Genomic DNA, 25598 nt, shown 5'->3' with positions numbered 1-25598 from the left:
GTACTACTTTTATAGCTGAAAGTTGAGAAAATTTTAAAAATTGATATTTCTCAAAGCTTATTTGTCGTTCCGCAACTGGGCCAGTTGTTGAAATAATTCTTTTTCTTTATCCGTGAGCGCTTCGGGTAATTGCAGCACTACCTTTACGTATAAATCGCCGAACTGCCCCGGCTGGTTATACACCGGAAAACCTTTGCCTTTTAAACGCAGCAAGGTGCCATTTTTAGTTTCGGGTTTTATTTTAAGTTTTAACTGACCATCCAGGGTATCCACAAAAAAATCGCCCCCCAGAGCTGCGCGGTAAACGGGTACCTGGGCATCAATATAAATATCATTGCCTTGGCGGGTAAAACGCGGGTCGGCTGGTACGCGTAAGGTAATGTACAAATCGCCCGGCTCGGCACCGTTCCGACCAGGTCCACCGTTGCCTTTTAACCGGATTACCTGACCGTCTTCTACACCGGGTTTTATGTTGATGCGCAAACTTTTATCGTGCAGGGTAAAGGTTTTTTTTACCCCATGAAAAGCTTCTTCCATAAATACGGTTAGTTCGGCCGAGTAATCCTGTCCCTTCGAACGCATGCTGCTCCGGCGACCACCGCCCCCCATACTCCCGAAAATAGAACTGAAAAAATCGGAGAAATCGCTGCCTTCTTCTTCGGTTTGGTAGGTATATCGACCTCCGCCTGCGTTTGCGTCTTGAGCGTATTGCGCCCAATCAAAACCACCGGTGCGGCCACCCGTTTGCTGGTAGCGTTGCCAATCGGCGCCCAAGGAGTCGTACTTTTGCCGTTTTTCGTCGTCCGATAATACCTCGTGAGCTTCGTTAATGGCTTTAAATTTTTCTTCAGCCTCTTTGTTGCCAGGGTTTACATCGGGGTGGTACTTGCGCGCCAGTTTCTTGTATTGTTTTTTTATTTCTTCTTTCGAGGCTTTTTTATCCACCTCTAAAATTTTATAATAATCTTTGTATTCCACGGTTCATCAGCGTTTTTATTCACCCATTCAGGAAAGTTAATACGTAAGCAGCGACCCGAAGTAAACTGTATCCGGGCTTTATTCTAGCTTAAAACTAGAACGTAAAATAAACCCGCCTAAGGAGCAAATTACCCGGTGGCCGGTTTACTTTTTAAAATTACTTATTAAACTTAAAAATGGTAATTCTAATCTTTTAAACAGATTTAAACTACCATTTTGTTTCTTTTACCAACCTCAACAGGTAAGTTGTTAACGGTATTACCTAAAATAAGATCTGTCCTGATTTGCTCCGGGAACTTGTCTTGCTGGCAGCTTAAATTTAAAATTTTTAAAAATTTAGAATTTCAACAGCCAACCCAGCACTACAAATATCCCAAGCTGGAGTTACGATTTTTGCTCTTCGTCTTTCGCTGGAGTTTTTATCTCTTTGTGTTGGGTTTTGGCCTGCATGGTGCCGTAATAATCCGGAATCTCGTCGCCGAGTAATTTTCCCCAGGGCTTTAACGAATCAATCCGGTCGAAGATGATTTTTAAAACAGCTACCACCGGAATCGATAAAAACATACCCGAAACGCCCCACAAGGCACCGCCAAATAACACTGCCAAAATAGAAGCCAAAGCGTTAATTTTTACTTTAGACGATACAATCCGTGGTACTAAAATATTATTATCGATAAATTGGATAAGGGCATAAGCACCCACTATTAATAGTTGCGTGGTGTATCCATCTTTGGTTAAAGTGGCCATGAGTACCGGTAATATAATGGCAATAATACCGCCGATGTAGGGAATTAAATTTAAAATGGCCCCGATTACCCCCAGCAAAATGCCGTATTTTACGCCTAAAATTGTTAAAGCAATGGAGTTCAATGCTGCTACAATAGAAGCCTCAATCAACAAACCCACAATGTAACTCTGAATGGCCGATTTGGTTTCCTGCAAAATATCCGCGATTGGACCTGTATTTTCCCGGGAAAAAGCTTCGAAAATAAAATTTAAAATTAAGGGCTTGTAAAACAACAGCAAAAACACATAAACCGGAATCAAAAAAAGGATACTGAATATACCCAGCACGCTCGAAACCGTGCGACCTGCTAACGCTTTACCGCTGTTGGCGGTTTCGCGTAAAAGCTGCATTTGCTTTTGCAGGGTAATGCCAAAGGTTTTTTCTACCCAGGTTTGTAAGTTGGTAAGTATCTCGCTGAACTTTTGTTTTAAAAGTGGCGCCATGTCGCCAAACTGAACAATCTGCGACGATAAAAAGTACATTAAACCAGCCAAAACAATAAAGGCAATTAACAAGGTTAATATAATTGCCAGCACCTTCGGAATTCGGAGGCGGATTAAGCGGGAATACAGCGGGTTGAGCAGAATTGCCAGCAATATGGAAAAGGCAATAGGTACCAGTACATCGGCCAGAATGTACAGCACGTACACGAATAGTATAATACCGAGCAGAATAAGCGTGCTCTTCTTATAAAAAGGTTCTGATTGTGTCATTAGAGTGTATAGAAGGAATAGGGTTTTTCAGCAAACAGTTTACCGAATTGTACTGCATTACGTGGATTAAAGCTTTTGGATATGATTTTTTCTGGAAAAGAAAATGTTGAAATGAAACCTGCTAGCCGCAAACTTTACCCGTGATAAAACTTGCGGCTAGCAGGTTTGAAAAAAGAAAAAATTAAAAATTTTGGGGCGAGTTACTCCGGGTTGCTCAGTCGGTTAAATGGCGTAATAAGGCGTTAATTTTAGCGGCCAGGCTAGCTGCTTCGGATATAGTTTTAGCGTTTTTTAATTTTACTCGTGCGGGTGTTTCTGGTAATGTGCTTGTAAAGCATCTTCGCCAAAATCGTTGGTTAGGTCGCGGATTACGGTATGTACGTGGTTGGCATTGTTCTGCGAGTTGTCGTACTCAATTAACAGTACCGGGTTGTGGATGCGGTAGTAATGAGCTTTACCAATTTCTTGCGTTTGGCTGCCGGCCCAGGCAAAATACGTTTTAGCTAAACCAGCTTTTTCTACTTTGCCACGCAAATCAGCCGCTAATTCAGGGTTATACTTGTTTAAATACACGTTTAGTAAAGCTTTTAGATGCTGTTGCTGCTGAGGTGTCATTTCCGTATACAAAATTCCTTCGGGTTTTTCCAGCATGGCTTTTCGTTTATTACCGGTAACAATGTCATTCGGAGCTACTTCGTTTATTACTACTTTTTTAAGCTGTTCCGGCGTAAAGGATTGCACTAGTGCAATCCCCAGGTTGGCCTCTTCTTTTAAAATTTGCTTGCCTTTTTCGGGGCCTTCGGGCACAATAGCCGGGTTAGAGCCCATAAAAGCCGGGGTTTCGGCCACCAGCGCTCCGGTGGAAGAGGTAAAATTCAGAGATAAATGATGGCCTTCGATGCGGCAACCCCAGGGCTCCTGCGCCGCCGGCTGACCAAAAACCGAGAAATAGTATTTGCCTGGGTCGCGGTAGTTGCTTTCGGCGGGTTGTTTTTCCAGGGCTTTTAAAATTACTTCCAGCTCCATAATGGATTTTGCTTTCTGGTAACCCTGGGTGCTAAGGGCAGTTTGCAAGATGGCCATGGCCATTTTCTGTTGCTCGGCCGTCATTTCTTTTAACGGTACTCCTTTGCGGTCGCGGGGTACAAAATGCCAGTTAAACCGTTCTTCGTCACCGAAAGGGAAGGTGGCTTTTTGGCGTTGCTCTGGGGTTAAGGCATTTAAAAAAGCATTTACCGCGCGTAACATGTCTTTATTCTTAGGCGCGGAAAGCGTGGTTTTTCTGGTAGTAGCCGTAGTTTGAGCAAAACTGAATGCGGTAACAAAACACAGCAGGCAGGCAATCAGGTAAGTTCTAATCATAAAAGATAGAATTTTTAAAATAAACCCAAAAACAATAAAGACCAGCTCCCAGATCGAAGCCCCCAAGTAAACAGTCTTAAATATAAGAATTTACCAGATAGTAAGTTGCGTAATTCGGCCACCTTGTAAAAAATAATACCTGGCAGCCAGGTATATTTTTAAATTTTGGACCGTGTAGCTAGTAGCTTCCGGCAGTTGGTAAATAGCAAAAATTTAAAAATTGCGGTTTCTCTAACCCAGTACAGTTTAATTATAAATCAGGATTGAATATTACCTAAATAAAATATGGGGTATTAACGTTAGAGAAATAACTATTTTGTAAGTTTCCGTTGCTGTTTACCAAACTCTTTTTCTCAGCCTATCTATGAAATTTCCGTGCTTTTTTCGTGGTACCCAAGCCTTATCGGCCTGGTTTGTGGTTGTTTTATGCTTACTCGTGAGTTGCCGGGGCAACCAGAACGAACTCCGGTTAGAAAGTAAAAACTTTGAAGAGCAAATTGAACAAGAGCAGAACCTGGTATTTACTTTTGATAAAGAATTAGCCCCGGCTGCCATCCTGCAAAAATGGGATACGGTAAATTACCTGAATTTTACCCCTAAAGTAAAAGGCCGATTTAAATGGACCGCCCCGAACGAACTGGTATTTTCGCCAATGCAACCTTTTGCCCCCAGCACCGATTTTCAAGCCGAATTAACCGACCAATTACTCCGGCATAGTCCCAAGAAATACAGCATACCTAGCGGGCAGAATATCCGGTTTCATACACCTTACCTGAATTTAATTGAAGCCCAGGCTTTCTGGGGGCGTTCCCAAAACTCTCCGGATCAGTTAGAAGCCCGGGTGCGGGTCGCCTTTAATTACCCGGTTACTTATGCCGCCTTACGTCGCTATTTACAAGTATTTCAAGGGCCTAGCCTTACACCTGTGCCGGTAGAATTGGTAAACAGCAGCCCGGATTTTATTTCGTTACGGATTAAACAATTAAAGAATAGTGCCCAGCCCTTGCGCATTCAGGTAAAACCCGGATTAGTAACCCCCGGTAGCCAATACCGCACGAACCAATTACTCGAAAGAGAAGTGACCTTGCCTAACCGGCAAATCTTACAGGTATCAGAAGTTACTACCGGCGTGGAAAACGGCGAAGAACAAATTTACGTGGCGACTACCCAACCCGTACAAACCGAGAACCTGCGCCAATGGGTAAAGCTGCGGCCGGAATATGCGTTTACCGTAGAAGAGATGGAAGGCGGTTTTGTGCTGCGCGGAAACTTACCCCAGCAAACTACCTACGACTTAGTAATTTCTAAAAATTTAACCGGCCTGGAAGGAGCCAAGCTGGGCCAGGATTACGTGCACCCGGTTTCGTTTGCTGCGGTGCGGCCGGGTATTGCTTTTGCCAATACTCGCAGCGTGTACCTCAGCAGCCAGGGTGCCCGCAACGTTGCCCTCAACATTAACAAGGTGCCCCGTTTTAAAGTAAGCATTGGCAAAATTTACGAAAACAATATTTTACGCGCTTTGCAGGAAGGCAAGATGTACGAAGGCGAGTACGACGAAGCTGCCGAAGAATATTACTCCAGCAGCGCTTACCCAGTAAACGAAACCAACGGCAATACAATTTTCGAACGCGAGTACGATACAAAAAATTTAAAAAAACAAGGCAATGCCTACCTGCTTAACCTAAACCTCGACGATCTGGATTTTGATAGTGAATTTAAAGGTTTGTACGTGCTTACCGTTACCAGTACCGAACAAAAATGGCTGCGCGATTCTAAATTAATCTCTGTTTCGGATATTGGATTAATTGCCAAACAAGGGAAGAATGACGTGATCGTATTTGCCAATTCCATCCGCGAAGCTAAAGTGCAGTCGGGGGTAGAAGTCCGGTTTATTAGTACCAGTAACCAGGTAATTTATAAGGGTACTACCGATAAAGATGGCGTGGTGCGGTTTGCGAACATCGATAAACAAGCGCCGGATTTTAAAGTGGGCTTAATAACCGCCCGTTTAGGTCAGGATTTTACGTATTTACCTTACAGCCAGACGCAAGTAAATACCTCGCGGTTCGAGGTAGGCGGCAAGCGCCTGAACGATATTCCTTATGATGCTTTTATTTACGGCGACCGCGATTTATACCGCCCCGGCGACGTCATTCACCTGAACACCGTAGTGCGTACACCCGACTGGAAAACAGTAGCAGGCTTGCCCATAAAACTAAAATTATTATTACCTAACGGCAAAGAATACCGCAGCGCCAAAGCCAAACTCAACTCAAGCGGGGCAGCCGAAACCAGCTTTACTTTGCCCACTGCTGCCGTAACTGGTACCTATACCGTAGAAGTTTATTCGGGTAACGATGTGCTTTTGAACTCGCAAAAAATTGGCGTAGAAGAGTTTATCCCAGACCGCTTAAAAGTTACCGCCGCCTTAAACAAACCCAGTTTTAACGCCGGCGAAAGCGTAGTTACCAAGTTTACCGCGCTCAACTTATTCGGTCCGCCGGCCGCCGGGCGGAATTACGAAGTGCAGCTTAGCCTTAAAAAGAAAGTATTTGAAGCCAAGAAATACCCCGAGTATATTTTTAATTTAGTTACCTCCGGCTCCGTGGATATTCAGAACAGCGTGCGGCAAGGTCAGACGAACGCGCAGGGCGAAGGTCAGGAAAGCTTTACTTTAGCCGATTACCACGACATTGGCTTATTGGATGGCTCGGTATATACCACGGTTTTTGACGAAACCGGCCGACCGGTTAATCGGCTTTCTAAGTTTGAAGTAAGCACCCAACCGGTATTTTACGGCATTCGTGATTTTGAGGAATACGTGAGTACCCGCCAACCCATGCGCATTCCGCTGATCGCGGTAAATAAAACGGGGCAGGCCACAGCGGCCCAGGCTACCGTGCAACTGGTGCGGTTTACCTACGAATCGGTGATTGAACGTTCGCCGGATGCGGCTTATAATTACAAATCGCAGCGCAAAGAAAGCGTTGTGAGCAGCCGCACCATTTCTATTCCGGCCGGTGGTGCTCCGTTTGAGTTTACGCCCGTTGTGTCCGGCGATTACGAAATCCGGGTAATGCGGCCCGGAGCCAGCAATTACGTCGCCCAGGAATTTTACGCCTATGGTTTTGGCGATACCGAGAGTACTTCTTTTGAAGTAAACAACGAAGGAGAAATAGACATTACCTTGGATAAACCTAGCTACGAAGTGGGCGACGAAGCCAAAGTTTTATTTAAAGCCCCGTTTGCCGGTAAAATTCTGATAACCGTAGAGCGCGACCAGGTGCTGAGCTATTATTATTTAAACACGGATAAAAAAGCGGCTTCGCTCACGTTGCCCATCAAAGAAAATTATTTACCTACCCTGTACATTACGGCCACGGCCCTGCGCCCGGTAAAAGATAATAGTTTGCCGCTTACTGTAGCCCGCGGGTTTATGCCGGTAACCGTTACCAAAAAAAGCACGAAGCTTGACGTAGCCATTACCGCCACCGAAACCTCCCGGTCACAGCGCACCCAGGAAATTAAAGTACGTACCCTCCCTAATACCGAAGTAACCCTGGCCGTAGTTGACGAAGGAATTTTGCAGTTAAAAGATTACCAAACCCCCGATCCTTACGGATTCTTTTACCAGAAACGGGCCCTTGAAGTAAATGCCTATGATTTGTATCCGTTTTTGTTTCCGGAGCTAAGCGGTAAACGTTCCAGTTTCGGGGGAGATGGTTATGATCTGGAAAAACGCATTAATCCGCTTACCTCCAAAAGAGTAAAACTGGTGGCCCAGTGGAGCGGACATTTAAAAACAAGTTCTAACGGCGAAGCTACCGTAAAAGTAAATATTCCGCAGTTCTCGGGTTCGTTGCGGGTAATGGCGGTGGCCTACAAAGAAAATGCTTTTGGCTCCGCCGATAAAATAATGCGCGTGGCGGACCCGGTGGTTATCTCAACGGCTTTGCCGCGGTTTGTGAGTCCGAAAGATACGATTTTGGTGCCGGTTACTTTGAGCAATACTACCGCTAAAGCTACTTCGGCCAGCAGTGCCCTAACTGTAACCGGACCTTTGCGGGTAGTAGGAACCAGTACTTTACCAACCAACCTGGGAGCTAACCAGGAAGCCAGAGTGGTTTATAAAGTAGTAGCAACGCCGGCCATTGGTCAGGCTTCGGTTACGGTAAACGTGAAAGCCTTGGGTGAGTCGTTTAGCAACCGCACGGATATTACCGTTCGGCCACCGGCCTCGTTGACCAAAATTACCGGTTCCGGTTCTTTAAAAGGAGGCACTACCGCCGATATCAAACCTGCCCACGACTTTCTGCCGACTTCGGTGGCTTCGCGGCTGGTTATCAGTAAATCACCGGTTGCTGAGTTTACCGACGATATCACGTATTTGCTGCAATACCCGTATGGCTGCCTGGAGCAAACTGTTTCTACGGCTTTTCCGCTGTTGTATTATTCTGATTTAGCCCGAGCTTTAAACCAGGACCGAAATACCCGGACGTTTAACCCGAATTACCTGGTGCAGGAAGCTATAACCAAAATAGAAGGCATGCAGCAGTACGACGGGGGTTTTACTTACTGGCCCGGCGAAGCCGAAACCCATTGGTGGACGAGTGCCTACGCCACCCATTTTTTACTTGAAGCCCGCAAAGCTGGCTATGCGGTAAATGCTGCCGTACTGGATAAAGTATTGGTGTATTTACAACGTAAAGTAAAAGGCCGGTCCATGGAAGAATACCGGTTCTACGACACCAAACGCCAGTTGCAAAGCAAGTTTATCGCGGCCCACGAAATTACTTATTCGCTGTACGTACTCAGCGTAGCAGGTAAAACCGATTGGGCCACCATGAACTATTACAAATCCAAACCGGATTTACTTGCCCTCGACGAAAAATACGTGCTGGCCAGCACTTTTGCCCTAAGTGGCAACCGCGAAAGCTTTACGCAATTGCTACCATCTAATTTTACCAGCCAAACGGCCGTACGCGCTTTAAGTGGTAGTTTTTACTCGGCTCTGCGCGATAGGGCATTAGCCCTGAATGGTTTAATCGAAGCAGATCCGGATAATCCGCAAGTGGGCATACTGGCTCGGCACTTATCACAGGAATTACGGTCTAACCGCTGGTTTAATACCCAGGAACGGGCTTTTGCCTTACTGGCTTTAGGTAAGTTGTCGCGCCGTGACCAGGGAAACGTAACGGCTAAAATTTACCAGAATAACAAGGTAATAGGTTCTTTCGCGGGCAAAGATGTTACCTTGTTAAATAAAATTAACCGCGATAATATTTCTATTCGCACCACGGGGCAAGGTATCCTGTATTATTTCTGGGACGTGGAAGGCATTCCGCAAAACGGTAGTACCAAAGGAGAAGATAGTTTCCTGCAAGTGCGCAAAGCATTCTTCGACCGCAACGGCAAGCAAATTACCCAAAATATTTTCCGACAAAATGATTTAGTGGTAGTACGGATTGCTTTACAAACCCAGGATGGCCGCAACATCCCGAACGTAGCCATTACCGATTTACTACCCGCCGGCTTTGAAATCGAGAACCCACGCTTAACTTCGGAACGGGAAATAACCTGGGCCAAAGAAGTATCCGTTACCGACCACACCGACATTCGCGACGACCGCATCAACATTTACACGACGGCCACGGCTAAGCCTAAATATTTCTATTATCAGGTTCGGGCGGTTTCACCGGGTACCTTCCAAATGGGCCCCGTTGGTGCCGATGCCATGTATAACGCCGAGTACCATTCTTATAGTGGCGGGGGAGTTGTACGGGTAAGGTAATGCTCTAGTAAAATATCTTTATACAAAGGGCGTGTAAACACATCGATCCATTGCACTACACTGAAAGTTACAAAATACAGCGCATTTTGGTCGTTTATTTTGCAGTTACGGCTCATTGAGTAATACTTATGTTAGGCAAGCTTGCTCTTTAATTGCAACCACCAGTTACTCTGCGTGAAACTGGCGGTTGTAAGAGAAAGTGAACAATAGCTTTTTACTTACTTATCCTGGTTGGTGACGCTACCTAAATTTAAAATAGAACTTTCCGGAAAGGAGCAAATTTTATTATCGTTGATCTAATTGCTTTTTTATTGGTTCCAGCAAATAAGTTAAGCCGTTAACTTTTATCTCGTAAATGGTACTTAATTGCATCCCCAGTTTGCCCGTTGGAAAGCCTTCTTTATGGAACCACTCCAGGTACGAGATGGGTAAGTCGCAGAGCAGCGTGCCTTTGTATTTGCCGAAAGGCATTTTCTGGCGGACCAAATCCAGTAATATATCGGAGTTAGGTTGGGTAGGTTCTAACATGAGTAAGATTTAAAAGTAGGATAAACTTAAATTTACCGTCGGGAAATACACCCGGTAAATCAGAAGGAATTTTTAAAATTTTTAATTTTTCCGGAGCTACGATTTGCCATCCGGCTGGTTTGGGTATTTTGTTTTTAGGGTTTTATCATGTGGATATGGTCAATGCCATCTTCGTCGTACACGTTGCCCGATTGAACAAAACCAAATCGTTCGTAAAAGGCCTTAGCGTAAAGCTGCGCCCCAATTTTAATCGGGCCTGGGCCAAATAACCGGTAACACTCCGCTAAGGCAAGGGTTACGAGTTCTTTCCCTAAACCAGTACCACGGGCGGCTGCCCCGGTTACAATCCGGCCGATAGACATTTGTTCGTAATATAAACCCGGCGGCAGCAAACGGGCGCAGGCAGCTATTTTATTATGCTGGTAAAGCAGCAAGTGGTGGCAAGCCTGGTCTTTGTTATCCATTTCCAGGAAAACGCAGTTTTGTTCAACCACAAAAACTTCGCTCCGCAAGCACAGCAAGTCGTACAGTTCAAAGGGGGAAAGGTCGGCAAAAGATTTACAAAGGGCAGTAAATAACATCGGGGAGTATATTAATTAAAGGCAATCCGGCGCATGAAAATGAAAGCAAAGATAACGACTTTTACCCGGCAGCAAGTAGAGTAAATTCTACTACGATTTTTAAATTTTTTAATTTTTACCAGCACCATAGTTGCAAATCTACCCAGCGAAATTAACCTGGAACTGCCCGGAGAAGTATCCAGGCAAAATGAAATTAATCTGATGGATGGGGCGAGCGCTGCCATAGTATACCGCTAGAAAGTGGGTTATTTTAGATAAAATGCTAATAGCTAGAGCATTAATACTAATAGCTTCTTCTTGAAAATAATTAAAAGCAATTCCGTACCTTTGAATCTATTTCGGTGCTTTGATGTTTTTCAAGGACCGCTAAAACATATATGCAGTATCTCGACCACGAATTTAAGGCCGCCATTACCAAACATTTCTTATTTAAATCTAAAGTTAAATCGTACGTTTACGGGGTAGATACTGCTTTAGCTCCCATTCTGGACCATCGGCAATGTAATTTCGGGATCTGGATTAAAGATTACGGATTTCCGTTATACGGCCATATTCCGGCCATGCTGCAACTCAATAAAGTGCACGAAGAAATTCACGAGTACGCTACTTACCTGGTGAATTTAAAAAAAAGCGGCAAAGACGAAGAAGCCATTAATGGTTTAGCGGGTTTAGAAGAAAGAGCCGACCAGATTATTCAATTGCTACATACTATCCAGGCCGAATCCCAATCCTGATTTTTTAAATTTTTTTATTTTGATCGGTATCATTCCTGCCTAATTAAGCTACGCGTAGGTTTTTAGGGCCTGTTCCCTGTTGGAGGATTGATTTTCCTGGTTAAGTTTTTATTATAAAATTTTCTAGGTTGGGGTAAATTCACCGGAAAATTTAAATTTGCCTGCTCCAAGCCATTACTTAAACCAAATCAATCCATGAACGATCACGTAAAAATCCGGCAAACCGAAGTGTTGTCGGATAATTGGTACACCTTGTGCAAAGTAACCTATGATTATTTAACCCCCGCCGGCACCTGGCAAACGCAGAGCCGCGAAGCTTATGACCGGGGCAACGGCGCTACCATTTTATTGTACAACCCAGCGCAGAAAACCGTAATCTTAACGCGCCAGTTTCGCTTACCCACTTTTGTGAACGGCAACCCCAGCGGCATGCTCATTGAGGCTTGCGCCGGTTTACTGGATAAAGACAACCCCGAAGATTGCATTAAGCGCGAAACCGAAGAAGAAACCGGTTATAAAGTAACAGAAGTGCGCAAAATTTTTGAAGCCTACATGTCGCCGGGTTCGGTTACCGAAATCTTGTATTTTTTTGTGGCCGAATACGCTAAAGAAATGAAAGTAAACGAGGGCGGCGGCGTAGAACACGAACAGGAAAATATTGAAGTACTGGAGCTGGGCCTGGATGAAGCTTTGGCAATGATTAAAACCGGCGAAATAAAAGATGCTAAAACCATTATGCTGTTGCAATACGCCAAACTCGAAAATTTGCTCGCCTAAAAATGGAAAAGCCTTTAATGATATTGGTAGCCGGGCCGTACCGCTCCGGCACGAACGACGAACCGGAAAAAATAGCCGCCAACGTAAAACACATGACCGACGTAGCCTTGGAACTTTACCAATGTGGCCATTTACCGGTGCTCGGCGAATGGTTTGCTTTGCCTTTAGTAGAAGCTGCCGGCTCCAAACAAACCGGTGATGAAATATTTAAAGCTATTTTTCACCCGGTAGCTATCCGGTTAATTAGTAAATGTGATGCCGTGTTGCGCATTGGCGGATCTTCAAACGGCGCCGACGAAATGGTGAAAGTAGGGCAGGAACAAGGTAAGTTAATTTTCTATAACCTAGCCGAGGTACCCGGTTTGGGATAAATAAAATAGTTGGACTTCCCCAATAAGAAGCAGAATACCGTTTGTGAAGACACAAACGGTGGCATAAGAAATTAGGCAAAAAGCCGTTTGTGAAGAAACAAACGGCGGCACAAGCGGCAGAATAGGAAAATGAAACGTCATTTGCCGTTGTTAATGTCTTCACTAACAACTTTTGCGAGATTTTAAATTTATGAAAATTTAAAAAGTTGGCCGGTAGCTTTATAGTTTTGAAGCTACCGGCCAACTTTTTTCAGATGTATTAATAGAATTAGCTAAGGCTTATAGCTCTTTAATTTTCATGTTACGATAGTAGGCTTTATTACCGTGGTCTTGTAAAGCAATATAACCGGTGGTGGCTTTGGCGTAATCCGGATAATCTTTCCATTTGCCTTCGGCCCGTTGTTTTTTCCAGGCTTCGCTATTGCGGTCAAATTCTACAATTTTTTCGCCGTTAAGCCAATGTTCTACGTGGCCGTTGTTGTAAATAATCTTGCTGGTATTCCACTCGCCCACAGGCTTTAATTTTTTCTTTTCGTTGGCCGGGAACATCGCGTAATCGGCACCAGCCAGTTGCCAGTTTTCTAATTTCTCCGGAAATCCAATGTCATCCATTACCTGGTATTCGGGGCCGGTTTCGTAAGGCGCCTGGTATTTTTTATCTTCTACTACGTGGTACATTACCCCGCTATTGCTGCCTTTATCTACTTTCCATTCCCAGGTAAGCTCAAAATTGCTGTATTGTTTATCGCTCACTAAGTCGCCACCGTGGGCGTCTTTGGCGGCACCCAGGCAAACCAAAGCACCATCTTCTACGGTCCAATTTTTAACTTCTCCGGTTTTGTTGTAGCCATGCCAGCCGGCCAAAGATTTTCCATCGAACAAATCTACGGCCTCGCCCGAGGTGTTAGTGGTAGCCGTGGAATCACCCGCAGGGGCAGTTTCGGTAGTAGGCGTTTCAGTAGACTCGGTTTTTGTGCCCTGGTTACAGCTCACAACGGCGCTGCCCAAAGCAAATAAACTTGCCAGAATAAATTGTTTTTTCATTTTTAAGATTTAGGTAGAAGGTTACAGCGGCCAATATACAAGTTACCCGCGATTTTTATTTAGTTTACCCGCTAACAATTATTCGGGATAAAACCACGAATTTTTAAATTTTAAAAATACTGGCGGGTAGCTTAAATAAACCGGGGCGTATTTAAATCTATAGTGCCCGTTTCGGGCCACGGACCATCCGGCATGCTAAGCGTTACATGAGGCCAGGATACCCACAGATTCTGGTGTAAAGTAGTAGCCGTAATTAAATTTTTTAAAATTATTTCCAGATCCGCGATGCGCCACACATCTTCGTTGGGGTCATCGGTTTGGCCCAGCGAAGCCGTGATGGCTTCTTGCCCCACCCGCGATACCGCTAAAGTAGCGCAAGGCGGACTCCAACAACCCAGACCGGCAAAGGCCGCGTGCATCCGGGAAGCCACCTCGGCGCCACCCACCGAATCCATACTAACGGCGCAAGCCACCGGTTTACCAAAAAAAGCCGGCGAGTTCTCGAAAGTAGTGGCTACTTCGAGAAACCGCTGCAACGGCGAACCCCAGCTACTCCAGTAAGTGCCCGATACCACCAGAAAACCAGCGCTGCGCAACAGCAAATCATACACTTCTTTCGTGCTGGGTTTTGGTTCCGCGAGGTTCAGGATAGAAGCATTGACGGAAAGTTTCGTGGTTAAAAAGTTTTCGGCCAATTTCGCCAGCGCGTAAGAATTTCCTTGTACTCCCCGGATGGACCCGTTTAGAATCAAAATATGTGGCTGATTTTTCCCGTCGAGCGGCATCGCATTGTTAATTAGAACCTGTTGTTTAAAGGCGTAACGGCTGATAAAAAACTGAAACTTACTAAGCGCGTACCTGGCCGTTGCCTTTTACCACCCATTTATAACTAGTCAGTTCTTCCAGGCCCATGGGCCCACGGGCATGCAGTTTTTGCGTGCTAATGCCAATTTCGGCACCTAAACCAAACTGAGCGCCATCGGTAAAAGCGGTAGAAGTGTTGGCAAAAACGGCAGCCGCATCCACGGTATTTAAAAATTGCGCCACATGCGCTGCATCCTCCGAAATAATGGCTTCGCTGTGTTTGGAAGAATGAGCCGCAATATGCTCGATGGCATGATCTAAATCTTTTACGGTTTTAATAGCCAATTTTAAAGCTAAAAACTCCGTGCCAAAGTGTTCTTCCTGGGCTGGGTTCAACAATTCGGCGGGGTAAGTTTCCTGCAAAGCGGCATAGGCATCCGCATCGGCGTAAATTTCTACCTGCTTCTCGGCTAAAGGGGCGGCTATGGCGGGCAAATCGGATAAACGATTCTGGTGGATGAGCAAACAATCCAGGGCATTGCAAACACTTACCCGGCGGGTTTTAGCATTGGCAATAATGGCTTTGCCTTTGTCGAGGTTCCCGGTTTCGTCGAAGAACGTGTGCACAATACCGGCACCGGTTTCGATAACCGGAATTTTGGCGTTTTGCCGTACCATATCAATTAATCCTTGGCTACCCCGCGGAATCAGCACATCCACGTAACCGCGGGCTTGCAGTAACGCTTCGGTAGCGGAGCGGTCGGGGGGGAGCAGGGCCACTATGTTGGTATCCAGTTGATGCTGGGCTAAAACCTGATGAATAATTTTTAAAATTGCCTCATTGGAATCAGCGGCATCGCTGCCGCCTTTTAAGATGCAGGCATTGCCGGTTTTAAAACACAACGAAAATACATCGAACGTTACGTTGGGCCGGGCTTCGTAGATAATACCCACCACGCCCAGCGGCACACTTATTTTAGTTATTTCTAAACCATTCGGTAAGTCTTTTTGCAACAAAGTGCGGCCTAGTGGGGTCGGTAAACTGGCTACATTGCGTAAATCCTGGGCAATATCTTCCAGGCGCTTGGCGGTCAGTTTTAAGCGGTCGTACTTAGGGTCGGCGGCATCCATGCGGGCTAGGTCTTTCTCATTTTCGGTGAGTAGAAAAGGCGTTTGTTCCACAGTGGCATGGGCCAAGTCCAGTAGTACCGCGTTTACTTTTTCGGCGGCTACCAGGCCTAAGGTTTGACTGGCTTTTTGGGTATTTTTAAAAATATGGTCTAAGTTCATTCTATTTAAATTAAAACAAATTACGCAAAATCTATTTGTTTTAAGCTGTTTAATATTGGTAACTACCTGGAGCTGGTTCCTGATGTCGGCTTTAGGTAGTTTTTAAATTTTTCGTTTTCTGTATTTTTAATTTATCATCTTCCCAATACTCTGGCGCAAATTTTCAAACTTGGGACTTCGTACAATGTAAAGTCTCTGACTTTACTCCGGCTTAAGCCCGGACCTGCATCGGCTTTAATAAGCTGCTAAAATGTAAATTTTTAAAAATTTAGAATGTTTTCTGTACTTACTTGGAGTCTTTTCAAGCCTCCAGGTTGGGGTGCTTTCTAGCTTGCGAACTTCAAGTTTTGCCTCATGGCCGGCGGGCCTCGTTTAGCTCTCTCGCACGGGCTAGCCTTCCTTTCCTCGACTCCGTCTGCGGAATTTTGCTGCGCAAAACCAGAACCCTAGCAGGTGCTCGATAGCCAAACTGGTGTCAGTTTCTTTTAGCTACTGCTTGTTGTTTTCAATTTTTTAAAATTAGAATTTTAAAGTAATATAATTAACCTAATTTCCTGTTTAACCAATTTCCGCGTTTAAGTATAAATAATCGTAATGTACCAAAGGTTTTTGATTTTTTTGGCCGAGGCGTTCCTGGGCTTTGTCGGAGCTGTATTCGGCAATGCCCTGGCCGATTAGTTTTTGATTTTCGTCTAAAATTTTAATGATATCGCCTTTTTGGAAAGCGCCGATAATTTGCACAATGCCCACCGGTAGTAAACTCGTAGCTTTGGGGGAGGTTAAGGCAGTTTTAGCACCGGCATTAATCTGCACGGCACCTTTGGCGTAATTCTCGGAGTGGGCAATCCATTTTTTGCGGCCCGATTTAATTTTGCTCGGAATAAAGCGAGTGTTTATTACTTCCTGTTGTAATACTTTCGGGATAATATTTTCGGTTTTGCCGTTGGCAATATGTACGGCAATGCCCAACTGCGCTACTTTGTGGGCCATGTGGCTCTTGGTAAGCATGCCGCCCCGACCAAACTGCGACCGCTGGGTAGTGACAAAAGCCCCAAAACCAGTAGCCTCGGGTTGTACATCCGTAATAACTTCAGAATCCGGGTTTTTGGGGTCGCCGTTGTAGATGCCGTTTACGTTGCTCAGAATGATTAAGGCGTCGGCGTTTAGCATCGAAGCAATTAAGCCGGCCAGCTCGTCGTTGTCGGTAAACATCAGCTCGGTTACCGAAATCACGTCGTTCTCGTTTACAATCGGGATAACGTTGTTCTGGAGTAAAACCTGGAAGCAATTTTTTAAATTTAAGTAATGCTGACGGTCCCGGAAATCTTCTTTGGTAACCAAAACCTGGGCGCAAATTAATTCGTGCTGACTGAACAGCTCGGAATACGTATTGATAAGTTTTACCTGACCTACGGCGGCCAGCAACTGCCGGCTGGTTACCGCATCAGCTTTTTCGGAAATGCTAATTAAGCTACGACCCGAAGCTACTGCCCCGGAGGAAACCACAATTACTTCTTTGCCTTGTTTTTTGAGTTGGGTAATTTGTTCCACCAGATGCTGCATGCGGGCTACATCGGGCATGCCATTTTCCTGGGTTAGTACGTTAGAACCAATTTTAACAATTATACGACGGTAAGCGAGCGACATAAAAAAGATGCACAAATTTATGGCAGCAATGTTAAGTGTTTCTGCGGAATAATGTTGCATGGTTTTCGGCATTTGCCCGAATTGCGTAATTTTCGGCTACTTTACTGTTTTAAATTTGTTTGTTTACCATGGATTTATCATCGTCTTTTATTGTCCAGCACAGTTTGTTGTTAGCGGAATCGTTCCGGAAAGTAACCGGTCAGTTCTTGCTCCCCGGTGATTTATCGCCGGAAGCTTTAGCGCAAAATCTGTATCAAGCGCCGTTTGTGTTGCTCTCGCACGGTACCCAGGCTGATCCCGTTTTTAATTACGCCAACCAAACGGCCCAAAACCTATGGGAAATGCCCTGGTCCGATTTTACGCAATTACCTTCCCGACTTTCCGCTGAACCTATAGCTGTAGCCGAAAGACAAGCCATGTTGGAAGAAGCCAAACAAAAAGGATTTATCTCGAACTACAATGGCGTGCGTATTTCGAGTACCGGTAAACGATTTATTATTAAAAATGCGATTCTCTGGAACATCCACGATGCAGCCGGAACGTACCAGGGGCAAGCCGCTACTTTTAAAGAATGGGAGTTTTTGGAGAAGAATTGAGGACAAAGGTATAAGGATATTGGACTTTTGGTAGGGAAGAAAATTTAAAATTTACTTAGATAATCAATTTTAGAGCAATGTTGAGCCTATCGAAACATCTATGAAACACCAAATTATATTACAAATTGGTATGTTTTAGATTTTTCGACTGGCTCAACATAACTTCTGGTGAAAATGGCAAATTTACCAAAACCCCGATTCTACTAAGGTTGATTCGCCAGTTGAAAACTGACAATTATTGCTGGTTCCAAGCTGAAAGCTTGGAACAGGGACTATTTAATTAAATCGTTTACTGCGTCTGACGGAAGTGTTTATCCGCAAAGTCGAGGTATTGCTGCCAATCGTAGAGCGTTACATCGTGTTTGCCGCTGCGGTTATGGTAACGAACCGTTTCACCTACCGGCTGGTTCAGGCCGGGCATTTCAGCGGCAGTAATCCCGGATTTGCCAAATAAAGCATAAACAGGATTAGTGGCCTGGGCGCTTAAAAATTCTCCTTTCGGGTCAGACCATTGGTCTTCCTGGGCGCTGGCCACGTACAAGGGCCGGGGCGCCACCAGGGCTAGTAACTGATGCTGATCTACGGGCATTTGGTTGGGCTTATTATCAAATTTCTTGTAATTGGGGCTAAACCAATGCGGAAAAGCTTCATTTAAGCGGGCTACAGTTTCACCGTACCATCGCCGGGCTAAAGCGGCTCCCCCTTCGCCGGATTCATTAGAAATAACCATCGCAAAACGGGTATCGTTTGCTCCCGCCCATAAAGCGGCTTTGCCAATTCGCGAATGGCCTTGTAAGGCTACTTTTTTAACGTTAACCGCGGGTTCGGTTTCCAGATAATCCAGCATGCGGCTCATGCCCCATGCCCAGGCTCCAATAGCTCCCCACTCGTTTGGCTGAATTTTTAAATTTTTACTAAGCTGCGTCCGGATGCCGGTTTTGTACCCTTCCGGATGATCGGGTTCCAGGTCGCCGTAATAAGCCGTGGCTAAACCGTAACCACGCGCGATAATTTCTTCCACTACCCAGCGGCTGGCTTGCAAACCCCGCGTTTGTTTGTTGGCCCGGTTCCCTGTTATGCCGGCATTTTTATCATTGGCTACCCAGCGCGAAGTAATTTTAATTTGCGGATCAGGATGCACGGTGTGGTTGCCTTTAAAATTTAGACCTGCAAAAACCGGCACCGGACCTTTGGCTTGTTTGGGAAGGTATAGCAAAACATCCATGCTGGCCCCGGTGTCGGCCGGTGTAAAGTAGATGGTAACTTGTTTCAGAATGGCTTTACCGCCCAGGGCTGATTTATCTTCGGAAATTACTTTATAATGCATGCCGGTGGGTTTGCCCGGCAACCGGCCGTATACATTATCGGCAAACAATTTTAATAACGCTGGCCGTTGTTGCGTGTTCCATTGGGTAGATGATGTTATTTTTTTACCATCTGGGGTTTGCAATAAGGGCGGCAGGATATAGGTGCCTACCTGCGATTCGTCGTAGTTAAATTTTTCGGGTTCCTGCGCCTGGGTGGTAAAAGATAAACCTGCAAAGCTAAATACGCCTATTACAAAAATGACTGCTGATTTTCTCATAGTTGGCCAAAGTAAAAAAGGAAGATAGGTATTTACCGGCAAACTGCATGAATATCTGGAATATTTTAACTTTACAAATGATTACAAATTTTTTATAGGGGGGCTCTGTAGTGGATCGGTACTATCGCGAGCGTCCACGCTCGTGATGCTTATCGTCCGGCCTCCGGCCAGTTGAGATTTGTTGCTGATTTGCTTTAAAGAAATGGTAAATCGCTTCTCCCGACTAGAGGCCTACCAGGTGTTTAGACGCGAGTGTGGAATGCCGTTGGATGAAACCTAAAATTAAAAATTTAAAAATTCAGCTTCATTATAAATCAAAAGTGAAATGCTTACTCAGCGACGGAAGAATGGCCTATTAGTAAGTAAAACTATCAGAGAATAAGTTTTAAAATGGATATAAATTAGCCGCAAACAAAACCGTAATAATTTAAAATAGCCTACGTTTTAATCTTTAGTTTACCAAACCTATGTGGCGAACCTTAGCCCATTTTAAGTCCTTGCATTATTCCCGCTTTACCAATTTGCTTAAAAATGCGGGTTGGTGGAAGTGGGGTGTGGGAGTTGGTTTAGGTTTACTTAGTACTCTCATTTTTTTAAATTTTTTATTTCCGCTCCAAGTAAAAATTTCTTATTCGCCGGTAATTACGGCCAGCGACAGCAGTGTGGTGCACGCTTTTTTGAGTCCGGATGATAAGTGGCGCATGCAGTTGCAAACTTCCGAGATTAATCCTTTACTCAAAAAGGCCATTCTGCTGAAAGAAGACCGGTATTTTTATTATCACTTGGGCGTGAACCCCGTGGCGCTTGGCCGGGCTTTCGTGAATAACCTGATCTCGGGCAAAACTACTTCGGGGGCTTCTACAATTACCATGCAGGTGGCGCGGCTGCTTTACCCCAAAGAAAGAACTGTAGCGAACAAAATAAAAGAACTATTCCGGGCCGGGCAACTGGAGTGGTACTTCAGCAAAGACGAAATTTTAACTTTATACTTAAACCTGGTGCCCTTTGGCGGCAACATTGAGGGCGTAAAAGCAGCTTCGGTTTTGTATTTTCAGCAAGCACCCAGCCAGTTAAGTTTGGCTCAGGCTGTAACGTTAACGGTAATTCCCAATAAACCTTCTTCGTTACGCATTGGCGCGAAAAACGACCGTATTGTGGGTTTCCGGAACAAGTGGCTCAGGTATTTTGCCGAAGAAGCTGCTTTCCCGGCGAAAGAAATTACGGATGCGCTCAACGAACCGCTGGTAGCCGTTCGGAGCGAGGCTCCGCAAATTGCACCGCATTTAGCGTACCGGCTTTGGCGACAATTTCCGCAGCAGGCTATTATTCAAACTAACTTAAACCGGGTTATTCAGGATAAAGTGGCGCAACTGGCTTATAACTACCTGGGTACTTTGCGGGCCAAAAATATCCGGAATGCTTCGGTGCTGGTCATCAATAACCAAACTAAAGCTGTGGAAGCGTATTTAGGCTCCGCCGATTTCTCCGACCAGCAACACGGCGGACAAGTTGATGGTATCCGGGCTAACCGCTCCCCGGGCAGTACTTTAAAGCCGCTTTTATATGCCTTGGCTTTCGATAAAGGTTTACTAACACCCCGTACCGTAATCAGCGATGTGCCCGTAGATTACGCGGGTTACCGGCCCGAAAACTACTTTGGCAATTACAACGGTAACATTACGGTGGAATACGCTTTGGCTACGTCTTTAAACATTCCGGCCGTAAAAATTTTGGATCAACTAGGCGTGCCGGTTTTTGTAAATAAACTAAAGCAAGCACAATTTACGCAGATTAAAAAAACGGGCGATCAATTAGGTTTATCGGTGATACTGGGTGGTTGCGACGTAAAACTCGAAGAATTAACGGCCTTGTACGCGGCCTTTGCCAGTGGCGGAAAATACGCACCTTTGCGGTGGCAAAAACAAGATTCGTTAAAATACCAGCAGCAACTCGTTTCGCCGGCGGCCACTTATATGGTAAACCAGATTTTAACGCAACTGCAGCGCCCCGACTTACCGCATAATTTCCAGAATAGCGGCCATTTACCCAAAATAGCCTGGAAAACCGGCACCTCGTACGGCCGCAAAGATGCCTGGAGTATCGGTTATAATAAAAAGTATACGGTAGGCGTATGGGTTGGTAATTTTTCGGGTGAGGGCGTGCCCGAACTCAACGGCACCGATACGGCTACGCCCTTACTGTTCGATATTTTTAACACCATTGATTATAACTCCGCCAACGAATGGTTTGCGCCGCCGTCAGGTTTGGCCCAACGCAGTGTGTGTACGGTTACCGGACAGCCCGCCAATACTTTTTGCCAGAACCGGGTGTTGGATGCTTATTTACCCGGTGTTTCACCGGTAGTTAAATGCACGCACTTGAAACCGGTAAACGTGTCATTAAATCAGCAGTTTTCTTATTGTACTACCTGTTTGCCCGAGAGCGGTTACCAGGAAAAATGGTACCCTAACTATTCGCCGGAAATTTTAACTTTTTACGAAGCCGAACACATCCCTTACGAGAAAATTCCGGCCCACAATCCGCAGTGCCCGCGCATTTTTCAGGAATTTGCACCCATTATTACCGCGCCGGCATCCAATATGGAGTATTTGATGGAACGCGCCGAAAAACAAAAATTAATGCTGCACTGCAATGCTCATAACGAAGTAAAACAAGTATACTGGTACATTAATGATCAGTTGTTGCAGGCCACACCGGTAAACCAAAATTTATTTTTTACCCCTAAAAAAGAAGGAAAGTACAAGATTTCGTGCCTCGACGACCAGGGGCGCAACACCGATAGTTTTATAACGGTGCGGTTTCTCGATTAAAAATTAAAAAAATGGCGTTACTCCGGGGCCAAGGTTGCGTACTTTCTATTTACTTCATTAAAAAAAGTAAACCATCAATTTTATGATAACAGCGTTTTACTCCGGGCAATTTAAAAAAAGCAGTATTGGTTGGATAATCATCTTGTTTTTGCTGCAAGCTTGTTCCGGGCCAAAGTCTATCAGCCGGGGACCGGTGGCGGAAAACGGCATGGTGGTTAGTGCGCACCCCGAAGCCAGCCGGGTAGGAGCCGATATTTTAAAAGCAGGCGGCAATGCCGTGGATGCCGCAATTGGGGTGCAGTTTGCTTTGGCGGTGGTACTGCCCGCAGCCGGTAATATTGGCGGGGGTGGCTTTATGGTGATCCGGCAGCAAGATGGCGCCACCAATACCCTGGATTATCGCGAAAAAGCGCCCGGCCAGGCGCACCGCGACATGTACCTGGACGCGCAAGGCAACGTAGTTCCCAACTTAAGTATTCAGGGACATTTGGCGGCTGGTGTTCCGGGCACGGTAGATGGCATGGTGCAGGCGCATCAGAAATACGGTTCGTTGCCTTGGGCCAAATTGGTACAACCAGCCGTAGATTTAGCCACCAAAGGCTTTGCCATTACCGAAAAAGAAGCGAATGGTTTAAACAACAATCAGGCGAATTTTTTAAAATTTAATAATTCTAGCTGCGCGTTTATCCGGCAAAATCCCTGGAAAAATGGCGATTTGCTGGTACAAACAGATTTAGGCCAAACCTTGGCGCGCATTCGCGATAATGGCCGGGCCGGCTTTTACGAAGGCGAAACGGCCCGTTTAATCGTAGCCGAAATGCAGCAAGGCAAAGGCTTAATTACCCAGGAAGATTTACAAAATTATAACTCCAAATGGCGCGATCCGGTGTTTGGTTCTTACAAAGGTTACCGCGTTATTTCCATGCCCCCGCCATCCAGCGGCGGCATCGCGCTGATGCAACTCTTACGCTTAGTAGAACCTTATAATCTCCGGAAGTATGGTTGGAACTCTGTAAAGTCGGTGCATTTATTAACCGAGGCCGAGCGCCGCGTATACGCCGACCGCTCGGAATACCTGGGCGATCCTGATTTTTTTAAGGTACCCGCCAAAGCTTTGCTCGATACCGTTTACCTGGCTTCGCGCATGCAAGATTTCAATGCCAAACAAGCTACTCCAAGTGCCAGTATAAAACCCGGCAACTTAACCCCCTACGAACACGAAGAAACCACCCATTATTCGGTGGTTGATAAAGCCGGCAATGCGGTATCGGTAACTACTACCTTAAACGGGGGCTATGGCAGCCACGTGGTGGTAGATGGCGCCGGTTTTTTATTAAATAACGAGATGGATGATTTTAGTGCCAAGCCGGGCGTGCCCAACATGTTTGGTTTGGTCGGAACTTCTGCCAATGCCATTGCCCCGGGTAAACGCATGCTCAGCTCCATGACACCCACCATTCTGGAGCGCGACGGAAAATTATTCATGGTCGTGGGCACACCGGGCGGTTCTACTATTATTACTTCGGTATTTCAGACTATCTTAAACGTGCTGGATCACGACATGAGCATGCAGGAAGCCGTAAATGCCAAACGAGTACACTCGCAGTGGTTGCCCGACGAAATCCGGTACGAAGACGATGCTTTGAGCGCGACAGAAATTAAAAAACTTAAAAAAATGGGGCACACTTTAAAAGATACCCGCGCCATTGGCCGGGTAGACGCTATTCTGGTGTTACCTGATGGCAAACTGGAAGGTGGCGCCGATCCCCGCGGCGATGATACCGCTACTGGGTATTAGTTACTAAAATTAAGTGGTTACTCGTTATTAGTTGTTCGTTGCTCGTTAAGGGGCGTATAGCATCCTTTACGGCTTTTCTTTATAGCCTTTTCAAGGCTCCAAAGAAGCACAATCAAATAAGCTTTACCTTACTTTTAAAATTTTTACTATTTAAAGTACCTTTTAATAGCTTATGTAAGCCGATACGGGTTCCGGCTTTTAGCCGGAGTAAAGTCAGAGACTTTACTTTGTACGAAGACCCAAGTTGGAAAACTTGCGCCAGAAAAAATACACCAACGCCTGAAAACGGCAACGAATTCATAAGAACGGCCACTGAACCAAAATAGAATGGTATTTTAATTTATAACAATTTGCGGGTAAGCTAAAACCAAACACGTGCTAGCTGGTTATTTACCAAAAAACTGCTTATGCCCGAACTTCCCGAAGTAGAAACCTATCGCCGCTATTTTGAAGAAACTGCCCTCGGCCAAACCGTAGTGGATGTAAAAGCCGAGGATCCGCGTCGGCAATTAACTACCGATTACGATACCTTCGTACGGGCTCTAAAAGGAACGAAGTTTGTAGGTACGCACCGTATTGGCAAGCATTTTTTAATCAATTTAAGTAGCGGCAAAGTGTTGGTTCTGCACTTTGGCATGACCGGCGATCTGGCTTATTACCGCGACGAAGAAGATACGCCCCGGTTCGCCCGCATTGTTTTTTATTTCCAGAATGGGTTTCGGTTAGCTTTTATTGATTCACGTAAGTTCGGGCGTGTGGGTTTAGCAGATTCCATTGAAGCATACCAACAAGCCAAAGCTTTAGGACCCGATGCCTTGGATATCACCCTGGAAGATTTAAAACTGAAACTCGTGAAACGGAAAGCGCCCATTAAGCCGCTGTTGCTCGATCAAAAAATATTGGCCGGTATTGGTAATTGGATTGCTGACGAAGTTTTGTTTCAGGCAAAAATTAATCCGGCGCGGTTAGCCAATTCATTAAGTCTGGCAGAATACGAGGCGTTACACGCGGCCATCCAATGGGTATTAAACACGGCCATTGACCACGAGGCCAATTACCAAACTTTCCCGAAATCATTTTTAATTCATGCCCGGGGTTGGGACGAAGTAGTAGAAACAACGGCTTCGGAAAGGCAAGTGTGTCCGCGGCATCGCACCCCATTAACAATTACCAAGGTTGGAGGGCGCACTACTTATTTCTGTTCTATTTGTCAGCCGCTTTAATTGCGACAGGCCTGTTAGCCAGAAACAAAATTTTTAAAAATTAGTACGCGAAACTAAGTGTTTAAATTTAAAAACGGCAAAAAAGGCACTCGTTAACCAGTAACCTGAGTTTTACTGGTGCCAGTTTGCGTACAAAGTAAGAAAACCCGGAAGTACAT

18 protein-coding genes are annotated in these 25598 nt (G+C 45.4%); 8 read left to right on the top strand and 10 right to left on the bottom strand.

Features of this window, described 5'->3' with window-relative positions; genetic code table 11:
* Positions 1-57: 57 nt before the first annotated feature.
* From HUW51_RS24390 to HUW51_RS24380, 3 genes are all read right to left on the bottom strand, one after another.
* Positions 58-978 (bottom strand): DnaJ C-terminal domain-containing protein, encoded by a 921-nt coding sequence (locus HUW51_RS24390; RefSeq protein WP_185272181.1) that lies wholly within the window; start codon positions 976-978, stop codon positions 58-60.
* A gap of 384 nt (positions 979-1362) precedes the next feature.
* Positions 1363-2478 (bottom strand): AI-2E family transporter, encoded by a 1116-nt coding sequence (locus HUW51_RS24385; RefSeq protein ID WP_185272180.1) that lies wholly within the window; start codon positions 2476-2478, stop codon positions 1363-1365.
* Positions 2479-2775: 297 nt separating this feature from the next.
* Positions 2776-3840, bottom strand: coding sequence for a DUF3500 domain-containing protein (locus HUW51_RS24380; protein ID WP_185272179.1), 1065 nt, complete (start codon positions 3838-3840; stop codon positions 2776-2778).
* A gap of 364 nt (positions 3841-4204) precedes the next feature.
* Here HUW51_RS24380 and HUW51_RS24375 point away from each other — a divergent pair, with 364 nt between their 5' ends.
* On the top strand, positions 4205-9631 hold the full coding sequence (locus HUW51_RS24375) for an alpha-2-macroglobulin family protein (RefSeq protein WP_185272178.1): 5427 nt from the start codon (positions 4205-4207) through the stop codon (positions 9629-9631).
* 285 nt (positions 9632-9916) lie between these two features.
* Here HUW51_RS24375 and HUW51_RS24370 read toward each other — a convergent pair whose 3' ends face one another.
* Both HUW51_RS24370 and HUW51_RS24365 read right to left on the bottom strand, forming a co-directional pair.
* Positions 9917-10159 carry a DUF3820 family protein gene (locus HUW51_RS24370; RefSeq protein WP_185272177.1) on the bottom strand — a complete coding sequence of 81 codons (243 nt, stop codon included), beginning with the start codon at positions 10157-10159 and terminating at the stop codon, positions 9917-9919.
* Positions 10160-10293: 134 nt separating this feature from the next.
* Entirely contained in the window at positions 10294-10740 is a 447-nt protein-coding gene (locus HUW51_RS24365) for a GNAT family N-acetyltransferase (RefSeq protein WP_185272176.1), read from the bottom strand.
* A 377-nt stretch (positions 10741-11117) separates the two neighbouring features.
* Here HUW51_RS24365 and HUW51_RS24360 point away from each other — a divergent pair, with 377 nt between their 5' ends.
* The 3 genes from HUW51_RS24360 to HUW51_RS24350 all read left to right on the top strand — a co-directional run bounded on the left by HUW51_RS24360 (position 11118) and on the right by HUW51_RS24350 (position 12622).
* Positions 11118-11474: a CZB domain-containing protein gene (locus HUW51_RS24360; RefSeq protein ID WP_185272175.1), complete on the top strand. Its 357-nt coding sequence runs from the start codon at positions 11118-11120 to the stop codon at positions 11472-11474.
* A gap of 195 nt (positions 11475-11669) precedes the next feature.
* Positions 11670-12251, top strand: a complete 582-nt coding sequence (nudK, locus tag HUW51_RS24355) for a GDP-mannose pyrophosphatase NudK (RefSeq protein ID WP_185272174.1) — start codon at positions 11670-11672, stop codon at positions 12249-12251.
* A gap of 2 nt (positions 12252-12253) precedes the next feature.
* Entirely contained in the window at positions 12254-12622 is a 369-nt protein-coding gene (locus tag HUW51_RS24350) for a DUF4406 domain-containing protein (protein ID WP_185272173.1), read from the top strand.
* A gap of 279 nt (positions 12623-12901) precedes the next feature.
* Here the strand turns inward: HUW51_RS24350 and HUW51_RS24345 are convergent, their stop codons facing one another.
* From HUW51_RS24345 to proB, 4 genes are all read right to left on the bottom strand, one after another.
* Positions 12902-13666 carry a 3-keto-disaccharide hydrolase gene (locus HUW51_RS24345; protein ID WP_185272172.1) on the bottom strand — a complete coding sequence of 255 codons (765 nt, stop codon included), beginning with the start codon at positions 13664-13666 and terminating at the stop codon, positions 12902-12904.
* Positions 13667-13797: 131 nt separating this feature from the next.
* A complete protein-coding gene (locus tag HUW51_RS24340) occupies positions 13798-14451 on the bottom strand; it encodes an NAD(P)H-dependent oxidoreductase (RefSeq protein ID WP_185272171.1) in 654 nt (217 codons plus the stop codon).
* Positions 14452-14512: 61 nt separating this feature from the next.
* Positions 14513-15760 carry a glutamate-5-semialdehyde dehydrogenase gene (locus HUW51_RS24335; protein WP_185272170.1) on the bottom strand — a complete coding sequence of 416 codons (1248 nt, stop codon included), beginning with the start codon at positions 15758-15760 and terminating at the stop codon, positions 14513-14515.
* A gap of 558 nt (positions 15761-16318) precedes the next feature.
* The gene (proB, locus tag HUW51_RS24330) at positions 16319-17407 is read right to left on the bottom strand and encodes a glutamate 5-kinase (RefSeq protein ID WP_185274665.1); all 1089 of its coding nucleotides are present in this window, start codon (positions 17405-17407) and stop codon (positions 16319-16321) included.
* Positions 17408-17535: 128 nt separating this feature from the next.
* Here proB and HUW51_RS24325 point away from each other — a divergent pair, with 128 nt between their 5' ends.
* On the top strand, positions 17536-18003 hold the full coding sequence (locus HUW51_RS24325; protein ID WP_185272169.1) for an MEKHLA domain-containing protein: 468 nt from the start codon (positions 17536-17538) through the stop codon (positions 18001-18003).
* A gap of 289 nt (positions 18004-18292) precedes the next feature.
* Here HUW51_RS24325 and HUW51_RS24320 read toward each other — a convergent pair whose 3' ends face one another.
* Entirely contained in the window at positions 18293-19588 is a 1296-nt protein-coding gene (locus tag HUW51_RS24320; RefSeq protein WP_228466896.1) for a glucuronyl esterase domain-containing protein, read from the bottom strand.
* Between the two features lie 467 nt (positions 19589-20055).
* On the opposite strand from HUW51_RS24320, the gene pbpC reads away from it, so the two are divergent.
* From pbpC to mutM, 3 genes are all read left to right on the top strand, one after another.
* Positions 20056-22419: a penicillin-binding protein 1C gene (gene pbpC / locus HUW51_RS24315; protein WP_185272168.1), complete on the top strand. Its 2364-nt coding sequence runs from the start codon at positions 20056-20058 to the stop codon at positions 22417-22419.
* A gap of 208 nt (positions 22420-22627) precedes the next feature.
* Positions 22628-24217, top strand: coding sequence for a gamma-glutamyltransferase (gene ggt / locus HUW51_RS24310; RefSeq protein WP_394353966.1), 1590 nt, complete (start codon positions 22628-22630; stop codon positions 24215-24217).
* A 407-nt stretch (positions 24218-24624) separates the two neighbouring features.
* The gene (gene mutM, locus HUW51_RS24305; RefSeq protein WP_185272166.1) at positions 24625-25440 is read left to right on the top strand and encodes a DNA-formamidopyrimidine glycosylase; all 816 of its coding nucleotides are present in this window, start codon (positions 24625-24627) and stop codon (positions 25438-25440) included.
* The last annotated feature ends 158 nt before the right edge of the window (positions 25441-25598 follow it).

This window comes from Adhaeribacter swui (genome assembly GCF_014217805.1).
Lineage (GTDB): Bacteria > Bacteroidota > Bacteroidia > Cytophagales > Hymenobacteraceae > Adhaeribacter > Adhaeribacter swui.
Note: the sequence above shows the minus strand (reverse complement) of the source record. Positions and strands in the feature narration are given on the sequence as shown.